The organism is Labrenzia sp. PHM005 (assembly GCF_006517275.1).
GTDB lineage: Bacteria > Pseudomonadota > Alphaproteobacteria > Rhizobiales > Stappiaceae > Roseibium.
On record NZ_CP041191.1, the window covers coordinates 6020056 to 6033947 of the forward strand.

Consider the following 13892-nt stretch of genomic DNA (forward strand, 5'->3'; position numbering starts at 1 on the left):
TTGAGTTCCCAAAATGGGTGTTATTGCATCAACCCATTTTCCTTGAGGTAGCCAGTCAGCACATCATAGACACGTTTTGCATTGTCTGAGCGTTCAGCAACCTTGGCCCACTCGCCTTTTGCAATCGTGCGGAACTTGGCGCGTTCTTCAGCCGGCCAGTCTGTGACGGTGACTTTGCCGCTGGCCTTTGCTTCTTCAACGGCTTCAAGATCGCGTGCCGCCAAAGCCGCAACCTGGCTCGATGCAAACTCGGTCACGCTTTCTTCCAGCGCAGCCTGAAGATCTGTCGGCAGCGCATCCCACTTTGCCTTGCTCAGGGAGATTTCAACGAGCGGCATGGAATGGAAACCTGGGTAGACCGGGAACGCTGCAACGCCGTGCATGCCTTGCGCGTGATTGGTTGAAAACACAGTGTAGTCAGCGGCATCAATCACACCTTTGTCGAGGGCTGTGAAGACTTCAGAACCTGGCAAGTTTACCGGAGCTGCACCCGCTGCGGCAAACACCTGCTGCACCAGACCTTCCGGTGCCCGCATTTTTAGGCCTTTCAGGTCATCGACCCCGTTCAGCTGCTTTTTGGAAATGAACGCTTCCAGACCCGGTGTTGTCGCACCGATGAAACGCAGACCGTAGGGCTCTAAGAGCTCGTTCATCAGCTCCTTGCCTCCGCCGTTGGCCATGAAGGCAAACATCTCATCCGGAGACGACCAGGCGCCGACCGGATTGGCGATCAAGCCGAATGCCGGATCTTTGCCCGAGAAATACGACGTGTCTGTTACGTGGCCATCAAGGATGCCAGCAGCGACGGCATCCTGAGTCTCATTGTGGGCAACGATGGATTCCACTGGCAGTAGTTCGATTTCAACACGGCCGCCGGTCTTTTCCTTGACACTTTCCGCCCAACCCTGCTGCAGCTCAAAATTCGGGTTGCCTGCCGGATCCGACGACTGGAACCGGAACGAGAAATCTGCAGCGATCGCAGATGACATGAGCGTGCCAGCCGCGAGGGCGGCAATGGCGGTATGAGACAATAATTTCAACATGACTTCCTCCCTAGAGTGTTTTCACCGCCGGGTTACGGCGATGGTCCTGAGCAGCTTTTGAAAGCTGCAATTCTTGCAAGGCGCGGTCAGCGACCCGCGCAATCGGATAAGAGACGTCGACTGTCACCCCATCTTCATCTGTTTCCAACGGTTCCAAGGTCGCAATTTGGCTGTCGAGAAGGGCTTCACCAACGAAGTGCCCGGTCCTTCCAGCCAACCTTTCGGCGATCTGGTCCCGCTCACCGGTCAGGTGAATGAAGGTGCAGCCGCCAAGCTCTGTTCTCAAGATATCCCGATAGGATCTCTTCAAACTGGAGCATGCAATGATAGCGCTATCTCCACGATCAGATATCTGTTTGGCGGCCTTTGCGACATTAACCAGCCAAGGCTTCCGCTCTTCGTCGGTCAATGGGATGCCCGCAGCCATTTTCTCGCGGCTTCCGGCATCGTGATAATCATCTGCTTCTACCATTTCTGCGCCCAAGGCCAAGGACAGATGGTCCGCCAACGCACTTTTTCCGACGCCACAAACGCCCATAACGATCAACAGACGGTTCTCGAAAGACTGCAACAAATTTCCCCAACATCAATCTCATCGGTAGCTGCATCATTATGTTAGCGATAACATTTGTCAACGCAATTTTTTTGAACTAGTCTCGCACCACCATCAATTGAGCACTAAAGACCTGGTATTGCGGGACAAATCAAAACCATCGATCACCGATGTGGCACAAGAGGCTGGCGTCAGCGCCATGACAGTGTCCCGTGCCCTAAGGTCACCTGAGAAGGTGTCTGAGAAAACGCGGCAGCGGATCACTGCCGTTGTTAACCGGATGGGATATATTCCGGACCCCAACGCCAGCGCTCTTGCAGCCGGCAAAACCAACGTCATTGGTGTCATTGTACCATCGGTCACCAACAATGTTTTCGCTGATGTTCTGCGCGGAGTGTATGAGGTTACCGAAGGCAGCAAGTGGCAGCTCCAGCTCGGCAATTCCAGGTATTCACCGCTGGAAGAAGAACGGCTGGTCCAGACCTTCTTGAGCCAGCGTCCAGCCGGGTTGATCATCTCCGGTCAAGACCAATCAGAAGCAACGGATTCGCTTCTCAAAAACGCTGACTGCCCGATTGTCCAGGTCATGGAGGTCGGCCCTTCTCCATACGACATGATGATCGGCTTCTCGCATATCGAAGCCTCCAAGGTAGCCACACAGCATCTCATCGACATGGGCTACCAGCGCCCCGGCTATATTGCCGCCCGGCTGGATCCGCGCAGCCAACGCCGCTTGCAAGGGTTTCGTGAGGAAGCCGAGAAAGCGGGGCTCTACAATCCGAACCGGGTGGTTACAACACCCAAACCATCCAATGTCTCGCTCGGATGTGAACTGGTCGCTGATCTCTTGTCCAAGGCTCCAGACACTGACGCGATCCTTTGCAACAACGATGACCTTGCCTTGGGCGCCTTGTTTGAATGCCAACGCCGCAATATCGCCGTTCCGGAACAGATCGGCATTTGTGGCTTCAATGATCTGGAGATGATGGCAGCAGCCACGCCGGCGATTACCAGCGTTCGCACCCACCGGCTGGACATGGGTCAGCGCGCCATGGAGATGATGATCGGGACGCTGCAAGGGAATGCGCCAGAAGAAAAGAGTATTGATCTCGGCTTCGAACTGATACCGCGTGAAAGCACTGCCCGGCGCGCCTAAGGCCTCAAAAAAAGGGACACTCGGCCCCTCTTTTAAGAACTTGTGTCAGACATTATTCGGCAGCAACTGCAAGATCGCGGAAGGAGCGGCGTGCCCAGGGGCGGGTGCCTTCCGGGATTTCTTCAATGGCACCAAAAGCCGGCTGCAGATACTTGGTGACTTCCGGCCATTCGCCCGCTTTCAAGGCTTTCAAGACCTCCGGCTTGGAAATCTCAAAACTGGAAACACCACAGCGGCGGGCGAGCGGCACCTGGTCGAGAATATAGTTGCCTACCGCGCGGATATCGCCCTGATAATTCAGGTGCTCGCGCAAATCGCGCGCCGTTGAAAAACCGCGACCATCGGCAAAACTCGGGAAGGACACCGCCACATATGCCAGCTGGTCCAGATAGGTGGCTGCCTTTTCGACTTCATCGCCGGGCTCGACCAGCAACGCAGTCTTGCCGGTGCGGGAAGTGAAGGCGTCCGCGTCTTCCAGAAACAGAGCCAACGGAACCAGCAGATCCGTATCAGCGGATACTTCTGTTTCAGCGTCTGCCCGGACCCAGGTTTCCTCGACGAACTCGCCGTTTTGATAAATCGTTGCCATACTTCGCGTCCTCAAAAACTCGTCTGGGTAGCGGCTCAAATGCCGCTGCCGTCAATTTCTTTGCCATGGGTCGGCCAGTGAATGCCGCATTCCGTTTTGTCCTGCCCGCGCCAGCGGCCGGACCGTGGATCTTCGCCCGGCGCAACCTTGCTCGTGCACGGCAAGCAGCCGATCGAAGGATAGCCTTCCGCGACCAGCGGATGCGGCGGCAGATCGTGGCTTTTGGCGTAATCCAGAACCTCCGCCGCACTCCAATCGGCGAGCGGATTGACCTTCACGCGCCCGGCGTCGATCTCGAAATGCTCCAGGCTCGTCCGCGTGGAACTTTGGTGGCGTTTGCGGCCGGAGATCCAGGCTTCAAACCCGTTCAGGGCACGCTCGAGCGGCACAACCTTGCGCACATGGCAGCAGGCATCGGTGTCGCTCATCCAGAGCATGCCGGCCGGATCCGTTTTCTCCAGATCGTCCTTGGACGGCTTGAAGGTGCGCACATCGGTAAGGCCGAGCTTTTCGATCAGCGTGTCCCGGTAAAGAATTGTTGCTGGAAACAACTTCACTGTGTCTATGAACAGGACCGGCGTCGACGGATCGACCTGCGCAACCATGTGCAACAGAACAGACGAATCTGCGCCGAAGCTGGAGACCATGGCGATGCCACCGGCAAATTGATGCCGGATTGCGGCCCGCAAGATGTCATCGGCCGTCGCATCCTCGAACTGGGCGTTCAGCGCGGCGACTTCTGCCTGCAGGCCCAGCTCCGGATCAACACCGAGACTGAAGGTTTCACGCAGCGCCATAAAGGGCCTCCTTGAACGGTGCCTCCCCAACCCGGCGGTAGGCCTCCAGGAAGGTTTCGCCCTTGCCCGACCGCAGACCGAGATAGGTATCGACGAGGTTTTCGATGGCATCGACGACTTCTTCGGACGAAAAGCCACGGCCGATGATTTCACCGATAGACGCATTTTCATTAGCCGAACCGCCAAGCGTCACTTGATAGAATTCCTCGCCCTTTTTCTCCAGACCGAGAATGCCGATGTGGCCGACATGGTGGTGGCCACAGGCGTTGATGCAGCCGGAAATCTTGATCTTGAGTTCACCAATTTCCGCCTGACGCTCCGTTGTGCCGAAACGTTCAGAAATCCGCTGAGCAACCGGAATGGAGCGGGCTGTCGCCAGAGCGCAATAGTCCATACCAGGGCAGGCAATGATGTCGGTGATCAGGCCAGCGTTGCCTTCGGCAATCCCGGCCGCGACCAGCTTGTCAAACAGCGCCGGAAGATCATCGAGTTTGACATGCGGCAGGATCACGTTCTGCTCATGCGAAATGCGCAGTTCGTCATGGCCGTATTCTTCAGCCAGATCCGCGATGACATCCATCTGCGCATCAGACGCGTCGCCCGGAATGCCGCCGACCGGCTTCATGGAAAGGGTCACAGAGGTATAGCCCGGCACCCGGTGCGGGTTCAGGTTATGCGCCAAGAACTGCGCAAATGCTGCATCCGCTTCACGGCGTACTTCAACAACTGCTGAGATATCAGACCCTACCTCGAGCGGCGGCGGGGTGAAATAAGCTTCAATGCGGCGGACCTCTTCATCCGGCAAGCGCAGAACACCAAAGCGGATTTTTTCGAATTCGCCTTCGATGTCTGCCTTCAGATCTTCAAGGCCGGTTTCGTGCACAAGAATTTTGATCCGGGCTTTATATTTGTTGTCGCGCCGACCGTAACGGTTATAGACGCGCAGAATTGCCTCGGAGTACGCAAGCAGGTCTTCTTCCGGCAGGAAGTCGCGGACCTTGCGGCCAATCATCGGTGTCCGGCCAAGGCCGCCACCCACGAAGACTTCAAAGCCGATTTCACCCTCATCATTGCGGGTCAGCTGCAGGCCGATGTCATGAACCTGAACCGCTGCGCGGTCGTTCGGCGCGCCGGTAATGGCGATCTTGAATTTCCGCGGCAGGAACGAGAATTCCGGATGAAGTGATGACCACTGGCGCAGGATTTCAGCGTATGGGCGCGGGTCTGCGATTTCATCAGCCGCAGCACCGGCAAAATGGTCGGCCGTCACGTTCCGGATGCAGTTTCCAGACGTCTGGATGGCGTGCATTTCGACTTCCGCCAATTCTTCCAGAATTTTCGGCGTGTCTTCCAGTTTCGGCCAGTTGAACTGAATGTTCTGACGTGTCGTGAAGTGGCCATAGCCCTTGTCGTAGGTCCGGGCGATGTGCGCCAGTTTGCGCATCTGGCGGCCATTCAGGGTCCCGTAAGGAATGGCAACACGCAGCATGTAGGCATGAAGCTGAAGGTACAGGCCGTTCATCAGGCGCAGCGGCTTGAACTCGTCTTCAGACAGCTCACCCGCCAGGCGGCGGCGGACCTGATCCTTGAACTGTTCAGTGCGCTGATTGACGAAACTCGCGTCAAATTCGTCGTAACGGTACATGTCTTTGCTCCTTGAAGGGCGCGGCTGTCTCAAGCGCTGCCCTTGAACCTGTTTGTTAGGCCGATACGGCCTGTGCTTGTTTGCCGTACTGCGGATGTGTGGTTGGGCCCTCGGCCCGGATTTTTTCGCGGAAACGGACCGGGACGATCACGCCCTCTTCCACGGTGACATCCATCTCATAGACACCAACGACTTCCTGGTTCTTCTCAGCTGCAGCACCAGTTGCCAGGCCTTCAGCAACAGCCTCGTTGCCCTCAAGCGTTTTTGACAAGGTGATGCGCTCGACCCAGGTGTTGTTCTCGCCGAGCCAGACAACATCGCCGTTGAGCAGGCGGTTGGCGGTGATCACTTTCATTTCTCTCTCCTCAAGCCGCGGCGACACGGGCAGAAACACCCTGTGCCAGCGGTTCGGCAGTTTCTAATGCGGCATGGCCAACGGCCTCGCCGATTACAATCAGGACCGGACCATCGATCTCTGAACGGTTTTCAAGAACCGCAAGATCGGACAAGGATCCGGAGAATTGGCGTTCGTCCGGATGCGCGGCGTTTTCAATCACCGCGACCGGGGTGGTGGCAGACAGGCCTGCCCCAATCATTTTCTCAGCCACAGCTGCAGCGACCGAGCGGCCCATATAGACCGCGACTGTTGCGCCTTTCAGCGCCAGCCCGGCCCAATCCGGCAGAGTTTCGGATTTGGCGTTGTGGCCGGTTGCAAAAACAAGGTTGGAGGCGACACCACGCAGGGTGAGCGGGATCTGCGCCGAAGCGGCCGCGGCAAAGGCTGCTGTAACGCCGGGCACGACTTCAAAACCGATACCCCCGGCGCGGAGCGCCTCCATTTCTTCTGCGGCCCGGCCGAAAATCATCGGGTCACCCGCCTTAAGGCGAACCACTTTCAAGCCTTTACCGCCGAGGTCGACAAGCAGCTCACAAATCTCAGACTGCGGTACAGAATGGGCGCCCTTGCGCTTGCCTACAGAAATCCGCTCCGCATCCCGACGGCCCATGGCCACAACATCGGCCGGGACAAGCGCATCATGGACAATCACATCGGCTTCCTGCAGGAGGCGCTGAGCCCGGAGCGTGAGGAGGTCCTCAGCCCCAGGCCCGGCACCCACCAACCAAACAAATCCCGACTCGTCTGCTAAGCCATTCAGTAGGCGCTGCGCTTCTGAGCGGGCAGTATCGCCGTTGCCGGCGTAAACATTGGCTGCAACAGACCCAGAGAAAAACCGCGCCCAAAAACTCCGACGCAGGTTTCCATCAGAGATGATCTTGGCCGCCGCGTCCCGAAAACCTTCGGCCAACCGGGCCAAAGCACCGGTAGAACGCGGCAACATGGCTTCAACCCGGGCGCGGATGTGGCGTGCCAGAACAGGGCCGACACCGGTTGACGTGATCGCAACAGCGATCGGCGCGCGGTTCACAAGAGCCCCGGTGTAAAAGTCACAGAGCTCTGGTTTGTCGACAGCGTTCGCTGGAACACCCAGGATCCGCGCAGCGTCTATGACCGCCTTATCGAGTGCCAAGTCTTCACGGGCGGAAAAGACCAAGGCAGCGCCGGTCAGATGTTTCGGTTTGAAGTCTTCGGCAATGTGCGTCGCAGAGAACTGATCAACAGCCTTTTGCAGCTCAGCATCGATTTCGGCGCCGATAACAACAATTTCCGCATTGGTTTCCCCAAGCAGACGCACCTTGGCAGCGGCTTCGCCGCTACGACCAACCACAACAACACGCTTTCCCGCCACCTTCATGAAGGCGGGAAACACATCCAGCCGGTCTTCCGGCTTTTTTTGTGCTATTTCCGTGTGTGTTTGGCGGCTTGCCATCAGCAAGGGTCTCCAATCCCAATTTGATGGCTTAAATGTAAGCGGTGCTGCCGGTCATCGCCGGGTACTGGATTTCAAAGCCGATTGAGTTAGCGAAAAAGATTTTCCTGAATCGGCAAGATGACGACTGCTGCATTCATCCGGCGGCACTTTTCTAACCAACAGAGAAAACGTGCCAAGTTTGGTGGAGCCCGCTCTACCGGCACGTCTGGTAGGTTTAACCAGGCGGTTGCATTCAGAACCGAACCTGCGATATCACGCGGGCTGCAGCCGGGTCCAATTGCTTAAACATAGAACCCGCGCCCAAAAGCCAAGTTGCCAGCTTCAGCCCGCCTTGCTTTTGATTTAGGTTTCTAAAGACACCCTCTCCAAACCACATGCGAGCTCAAACATGCGTCTTCCGCTTTACCTTTCTGCCGCTATTGCGCTGCTCTTCTCAGCCCTTCCATTTGTGCCAGCCCAAGCCCAGCAGGCCGAAAAAACCGTGTTATGGCAAACGCGCTGCGCTGGGGAGTCCAGGTCGGCCGAAGCATTGATCTGCGAAGCAACCCAAAGCCTGCGGGTTAAGGAAAACGGCCAGCTTCTCTTCAAGGTCGACATCATTTACCCGGGCAACAGCGGCCAACCGGTCTTTCAATTGCAAGCGCCACTCGGCTTTTACCTGCCCGGCAAGGTCAAACTCTCCGTCGACGGAACAGGCATCGGCGAGTTGGAAATCGCGACCTGCGACCAGCGCGGTTGCTACATCAGCGCACCAGCGACGGATACAATGATCAACGCCATGAAGGCCGGCGCCAAAATGGAAATCGACTTTGCCGCCTCTGCCAGCCAGCGCCAGAAAATTGAGGTTCCACTGACCGGGTTCAGCCGTGCAATGGCGGCCATTCAATAACTTTGTATTTTGGCGTTCTAGGGCTGCGTCTGATTGGGTTTATGGAAAACTCCTCCCCTAGAACGCCTCGAAAAATACTTCTTTGGCCTCAACGTAGAGGTGCTCCCTATCCTCTGAGCAAAAAATTATGCGATCAGCTCTCCTCTCAAAAGTAATACCTTGCAGTTCAGATCCTGACTTCCATAGGCTTTCACATGAATACCGGTCTATGAATACAAAAAAGAGTCTTAAATGCTTATTTTTAAACCGTGAATACGGATCCAAAAAAGTAATTTCCAGATTATGTGAAATCTGAAGCCAGTTACCTGCCTCCAGATCTTCCTGCGAAGGTAAAACTTTTGCTTCCAAGATTACCCAATCATGCAAGTTGTCGTATTTATCTAAGATAGCCTCGACGTTTTGACGAGTATTGAAATCAATAACTTCCGCCACCAACTCCACACCTTTCAAAAGCTTCTAGTTGACGACGATTGCCGCCCCTTCGCGCCGGGCATCCCCAACCCCGTCAAAACCGCTGACCGGATCAAACTGGACGGCATGCACACCCCCAAAAAACATGTTCTTTTGCGGCCAAAACCGATGGTCTGCGAAGGTGCCGGCAAGCAGAGTCAGGTCACTCTCGTCAAGCAGCGCTTCGGCATCAAGATGCCCCTCTTCAACATGAAGGCGCGGCGCCTCAACAGCTGTATGAATGTCGGCCCCATTCAGGCCTAAGTGGGCGACTGCTTGAAAAACCGCAGAGCGGATCCGGCTGGACCCGCCAGATCCAAGTGCGATCAACCGGCCATCCGGCATATCGAGAAGGGTCGGGCACATCATGGAAGCCGGGCGGGTATTCACTGGCCAACCCAGGGCGCCATCTGGATTGACGTCGTCTTCGCCCAGGATGTTGTTGAGCATGAAACCGCATCCGCCGGCCATTTCACCGCTGCCTGTGCCGTTGGATACGGTAACGGAACAAGCATTACCGTCCGCATCAACGGCCGAGATGTGCGTTGTGCCTTTCTGACGCAAAGGATGATCTAATAACACACTGAGATCACCACGTGCCGACAGCCTGGCCTGGTCGGCCGTGTCCAGAGCCTTGGCAAGTGACAGTGGGGCACACGTCTCCAAGTACCTCAGCGCATATTGGATCAATGTCCCGCTGGCGGCCGGGAGCGGGTTTAGAAACAACTTGGCATTGCCGGCTGATAGCGACAGCGGTGACCGCTCTTCAACGCCGTACTGCCGAAGGTCTGCTTCTGTAATGTGTCCGCCTTCACCCTGTTCCTTCAGAAGGGCTTCGGGGATCTCCGTCTGCCGCCAGCTTGTCTGGCCTAAATTCTTGAAGGTTTCCGCCAAGGCTGGATTGAAGAAAACCTCACCGGCTCGTTGAAGGGCGCCACTGGGTGCAAACACGCTCCGGGAAGGTTCCGTCGCCATCAAAATCGGTTCTACGACGGTCGACAGATACGCCTGATAACTGGTGATTTCGACGCCACCCGTTGCGGCTGAAATCGCGGGCGCGAAATGGTCCTGATGCGAAAGGCGCGTGCCGTGCTTCGCCAAAGCCTCCAGCCCATCCAGAAAGCCAGGTGTTGCAACCGTTGCCGGACCAATATGGAAGATCTGTGTGGTGGTACCGAAGTCAGCTTCGATGGTTCGATACCCGTCCCCGATATCGTCCCGCTTTTGCCGGGGAGTTTGCGGAAAAAAGTCCAGCAGAGTTGTCTTGCCGCTCGCGCCGTCCCGGATCATGGCAAAACCGCCACCGCCGGGGGACGCCAAGACCGGTTCACAAACGCACGCCATAGCCAGAGCTGCTATCGCAGCGTCAACCGCGCTGCCCCCATCCCGCAGCATGGCCGCACCTGCTTCGGCAGTCAGCTTGTGACCGGCGGCAACAGCGCCTTTTTGTGTTCGTTTCATATGCCGGTCAAACCATAGGGGTGCAAAAAACACAAGGTAATCATGGCGCTGACCGATTTTTCACTAGACCAACAGTAAATCAAACAAAACATCATTGATCACAAACCCGCGACCCGTCTTGAAACAACGACGAGCCTGAGGCATATCTGAGAGCAGTTGAGACGACTGGTCATATTATGCCGAAAGCGACTGCAAATAGAGACATCTTGTTGGAAAGAGGCTTTCACCTGCTTTACACGCAAGGTGTGGCCGCAACGGGTGTCAAAGAAATCACCAACGCTGCCGGTGTCCCCAAAGGCTCCTTCTATAACTATTTCGACAGCAAGGACGCCTTTGTGATTGAAGCATTGAAGCTGTATGAGAAAAACCTCCTGGAACATCTCGACGCTCAGCTCGCCAATTCTGAAGTGCCACCTTTGCAACGGCTTCGGACGCTTTTTGAAGATTGGGCCAACCTCTTCGATCAAGATGAGGGAAAATCGGGATGTTTTGCCGGTAACCTCTCTCAGGAACTGGCACTCGAAAACACGCCCATTCGCCAAGCTTTATTTCATGTTTTCACATCCCTGCAGCGGCGATACATCGACTGTTTGGAAGCTGCACGGGCTGATGGGTCTTTGCCTCCATCGCAGGATCCAAGCGTTCTTGGGCAATTCATTTACAACGGCTGGCAAGGCGCGATCCTGCGCGCCAAATCGTCAGACAGCTCAGAACCTATGAGAGTGTTCATAAACATAGTTTTTGACCAGATGCTGAAGCCGTCCAACTGACTTTCCTACACACGGCAAACGAAAGGAGATCCCCATTCAAGTAAACTGATTTTCTTCAATTCCAAGACGACCGGTCATCTTTAATATATGTAGATTTAGGTGGTGACCTGCGCGTTCAAAACCAGAAAGGCTTACCGATGAATTCCTTGACGAAAACACTGATACCAATCGTGCTGGCCGCAGCTTTAGAAGGTGCACCCGGCGCGCACGCGGGCCCCGCCTCACTGGGCACCTCAGACGTCATGCCCTACGACTACAAATTCATTGACGTTCATGGGTCCAAAATCGCCTATGTCGACGAAGGGCAAGGCGACCCGATCCTATTCATTCACGGTAATCCAACTTCCTCTTATCTTTGGCGGAATATCATGCCCCATGTGGAAGATCAGGGCCGGGTCATCGCGCTCGATCTCATAGGATTGGGCAAGTCCGATAAGCCGGACATCGGATACACCTACCAGGATCACTACAAGTATGTATCTGGGTTCATTGACGCTCTGGAACTTCAGAACATCACGCTCGTCATTCATGACTGGGGCTCAGCACTCGGTATGCACTATGCCCGCGAGAATGAAACCAATTTCCGCGGTTTGGCATTCATGGAAGCCATCGTCGCTCCCGCAGTTCCAATTCCAGATTATGAATCGCTGGGTGCGGGCGGTGAGTTTTTCAAAGGTGTCCGCACCGAAGGTGTCGGCGAACAAATGATCTTGAAAGACAACATGTTTGTTGAGGTCATTCTATCCGAAATGGGTGTTGCCAAACCGCTATCAGAAAACGTCCGGGCGGTTTACCGGGAGCCTTTCGAAACAGAACAAAGCCGCCTGCCAACCCTGACCTTTCCAAGGATGTTGCCGATTGGCGGCGAACCCGCAGATGTCACTGCCATCACAACTGCGAACGGCGAATGGCTGGCAAAAACTGAGTTGCCAAAACTCTATTTCTACGCAGAACCAGGTGCGCTCAATCCGGCGCCTGTCGTCGACTATTTTAAAAAGACACTTCCAAATCTGGAAACGCGTTTCATCGGTGCTGGCGTTCACTATCTCCAAGAGGATCAGCCGCATATGATCGGCAAAGGCCTCTCGGATTGGCTACGCCGAAACTGAGTATGCAACTTTGGATCTTCAAATAGAAAAGCCGGCTACAAAGCCGGCTTTTTGCTCATAAGGTAATATGCGATCTACTTCATTGCCTGAAGGATCGAAACATAGTTTGCGACGGCCGCACCACCCATGTTGAAGATCCCGCCGAGCTCGGCGTTTTTCACCTGAATATCGCCTGCCGTGCCGGTCAGCTGCATGGCAGTCAGCACGTGCATAGAAACGCCGGTCGCACCGATCGGATGGCCTTTGGCTTTCAAGCCACCAGATGGATTGACTGGCAGCTTGCCGTCCATTTCTGTCCAGCCTTCCAGCACCGCTTTTGCGCCCTCACCTTCTTTGGTCAGGCCCATCGCTTCGTATTCGATCAGTTCGGCGATGGTGAAACAGTCGTGGGTTTCTACGAATGACAGGTCTTCAATCGCAAGGCTGGCATCTCCGAGCGCAGCGCCCCAGGCTTTGGAACAGCCTTCGAATTTCAGGATGTCGCGCTTGGACATCGGCAGGAAGTCCTGGACATGAGCCATACCACGGAAAGCAACGGCCTTTTTCATACCAAGTGCCGTTGCCGGGTCGGTTAGAATCATGGCTGCTGCGCCATCGGAGACCAAGGAACAATCAGTCCGCTTCAAGGGACCAGCAACAAACGGGTTTTTTTCGCTCTCATCACGGCAGAAATCGTAGCCGAGATCCTTGCGCATCTGAGCATAGGGATTGCCCACGCCGTTCTTGTGGTTTTTGGCTGCAATCTTCGCCAAAGCATCAGACTGATCGCCATATTTTTGGAAGTATGAATCGGCGATCTTGCCAAAAACCCCAGCAAAACCGGCCGGCGTATCCCCGTCTTCTTTCAGATATGACGCTTTCAGCAGGTTCTTTCCGATTTCCGGGCCTGGTGTGGTTGTCATCTGCTCCACACCGACAACAAGCACAAACCGCGCTGCACCGGAAGATACCGCCCGAACGCCTTGATGAACGGCGGCAGAACCGGTGGCACATGCGTTCTCAACACGGGTTGCCGGTGTAAACCTTAGCGCTGGATTGGCCTGCAGGACCAGTGCGGCCGTGAAGTCTTGCTGGGAGAAACCGGCGTTAAAATGGCCCAGAACAATTTCATCAACATCTTCTGGGGAGATACCAGCGTCCTTGATCGCTTCGCTGGCCGCATTGACGATCATACTCTCGACCGTCTCGTCCGTATGCTTTCCGAAGGGCAGATGCGCCCAGCCAACCATCGCTGCTGTCATGATGTTTCCTCCAAATGCGGCACCGTGCACGGCTTCATCTAGGCGCTCATGGAAACATCCGAGCGCAAAATTCATGTCGTGCCATCCGAAATTCGCCTAACAGTCCCAGCTTCCATGCTGCTTTGCAAGAAGAAATTGACCTAAACGTCATTCAATTTTTCTAATTCTATTATTTTCAATATCTTATTTGAAATTGATTCAGCGTTTTGAGTACTTCTGGAAAACAAAATAGCCGCTGGAGACCTTCGACAAGAAAAATTCGTCCCACTGTCATGATCGCCTGCTATCAGGGACCTGTTCCGGACAAATGACTTTTTCGACACTTTTCAGAAATTCAACCGGTCCTGCTCTGCAGGG

Annotated in this window: 14 protein-coding genes; 4 read left to right on the plus strand and 10 right to left on the minus strand. The window is 55.2% G+C overall.

The annotated features are described in order from the left end of the window. Positions 1 to 20 precede the first annotated feature (20 nt). The gene (locus FJ695_RS27265; protein WP_209010838.1) at positions 21 to 1043 is read right to left on the minus strand and encodes a TRAP transporter substrate-binding protein; all 1023 of its coding nucleotides are present in this window, start codon (positions 1041 to 1043) and stop codon (positions 21 to 23) included. Positions 1044 to 1053: 10 nt separating this feature from the next. Continuing rightward, the gene (locus tag FJ695_RS27270) at positions 1054 to 1614 is read right to left on the minus strand and encodes a gluconokinase (RefSeq protein ID WP_209010839.1); all 561 of its coding nucleotides are present in this window, start codon (positions 1612 to 1614) and stop codon (positions 1054 to 1056) included. Positions 1615 to 1714: 100 nt separating this feature from the next. On the opposite strand from FJ695_RS27270, the gene FJ695_RS27275 reads away from it, so the two are divergent. Then, positions 1715 to 2752: a LacI family DNA-binding transcriptional regulator gene (locus FJ695_RS27275; RefSeq protein ID WP_256370139.1), complete on the plus strand. Its 1038-nt coding sequence runs from the start codon at positions 1715 to 1717 to the stop codon at positions 2750 to 2752. A 52-nt stretch (positions 2753 to 2804) separates the two neighbouring features. Here FJ695_RS27275 and FJ695_RS27280 read toward each other — a convergent pair whose 3' ends face one another. Genes FJ695_RS27280 through cysG form a run of 5 tightly spaced genes read right to left on the minus strand, consistent with a single transcriptional unit; the run spans position 2805 to position 7612 of the window. Then, a complete protein-coding gene (locus tag FJ695_RS27280; RefSeq protein ID WP_141188380.1) occupies positions 2805 to 3341 on the minus strand; it encodes a DUF934 domain-containing protein in 537 nt (178 codons plus the stop codon). A gap of 35 nt (positions 3342 to 3376) precedes the next feature. Further along, entirely contained in the window at positions 3377 to 4138 is a 762-nt protein-coding gene (locus tag FJ695_RS27285; protein WP_141188381.1) for a phosphoadenylyl-sulfate reductase, read from the minus strand. Beyond that, a complete protein-coding gene (locus tag FJ695_RS27290) occupies positions 4125 to 5783 on the minus strand; it encodes a nitrite/sulfite reductase (RefSeq protein ID WP_141188382.1) in 1659 nt (552 codons plus the stop codon). The genes FJ695_RS27285 and FJ695_RS27290 overlap by 14 nt, the downstream gene beginning before the upstream one ends. A gap of 55 nt (positions 5784 to 5838) precedes the next feature. Then, a complete protein-coding gene (locus FJ695_RS27295) occupies positions 5839 to 6138 on the minus strand; it encodes a DUF2849 domain-containing protein (protein ID WP_141188383.1) in 300 nt (99 codons plus the stop codon). A gap of 10 nt (positions 6139 to 6148) precedes the next feature. Then, positions 6149 to 7612, minus strand: coding sequence for a siroheme synthase CysG (gene cysG / locus FJ695_RS27300; protein ID WP_141188384.1), 1464 nt, complete (start codon positions 7610 to 7612; stop codon positions 6149 to 6151). A 391-nt stretch (positions 7613 to 8003) separates the two neighbouring features. Here cysG and FJ695_RS27305 point away from each other — a divergent pair, with 391 nt between their 5' ends. Then, positions 8004 to 8504, plus strand: coding sequence for an invasion associated locus B family protein (locus tag FJ695_RS27305; RefSeq protein WP_141188385.1), 501 nt, complete (start codon positions 8004 to 8006; stop codon positions 8502 to 8504). 57 nt (positions 8505 to 8561) lie between these two features. On the opposite strand, the gene FJ695_RS27310 is transcribed toward FJ695_RS27305, so the two are convergent. Both FJ695_RS27310 and FJ695_RS27315 read right to left on the minus strand, forming a co-directional pair. Continuing rightward, on the minus strand, positions 8562 to 8936 hold the full coding sequence (locus FJ695_RS27310; RefSeq protein ID WP_141188386.1) for a hypothetical protein: 375 nt from the start codon (positions 8934 to 8936) through the stop codon (positions 8562 to 8564). 24 nt (positions 8937 to 8960) lie between these two features. After that, positions 8961 to 10415, minus strand: a complete 1455-nt coding sequence (locus FJ695_RS27315) for a gamma-glutamyltransferase (RefSeq protein ID WP_141188387.1) — start codon at positions 10413 to 10415, stop codon at positions 8961 to 8963. 176 nt (positions 10416 to 10591) lie between these two features. Between FJ695_RS27315 and FJ695_RS27320 the strand changes: the two genes are divergently transcribed. Continuing rightward, complete coding sequence (locus FJ695_RS27320; protein ID WP_141188388.1) at positions 10592 to 11185, plus strand: TetR/AcrR family transcriptional regulator; 594 nt, start codon at positions 10592 to 10594, stop codon at positions 11183 to 11185. A 137-nt stretch (positions 11186 to 11322) separates the two neighbouring features. Further along, entirely contained in the window at positions 11323 to 12294 is a 972-nt protein-coding gene (locus FJ695_RS27325; protein ID WP_209010840.1) for a haloalkane dehalogenase, read from the plus strand. Positions 12295 to 12368: 74 nt separating this feature from the next. On the opposite strand, the gene FJ695_RS27330 is transcribed toward FJ695_RS27325, so the two are convergent. Then, positions 12369 to 13535 (minus strand): acetyl-CoA acetyltransferase, encoded by a 1167-nt coding sequence (locus FJ695_RS27330; protein WP_141188389.1) that lies wholly within the window; start codon positions 13533 to 13535, stop codon positions 12369 to 12371. Positions 13536 to 13892: the final 357 nt, after the last annotated feature.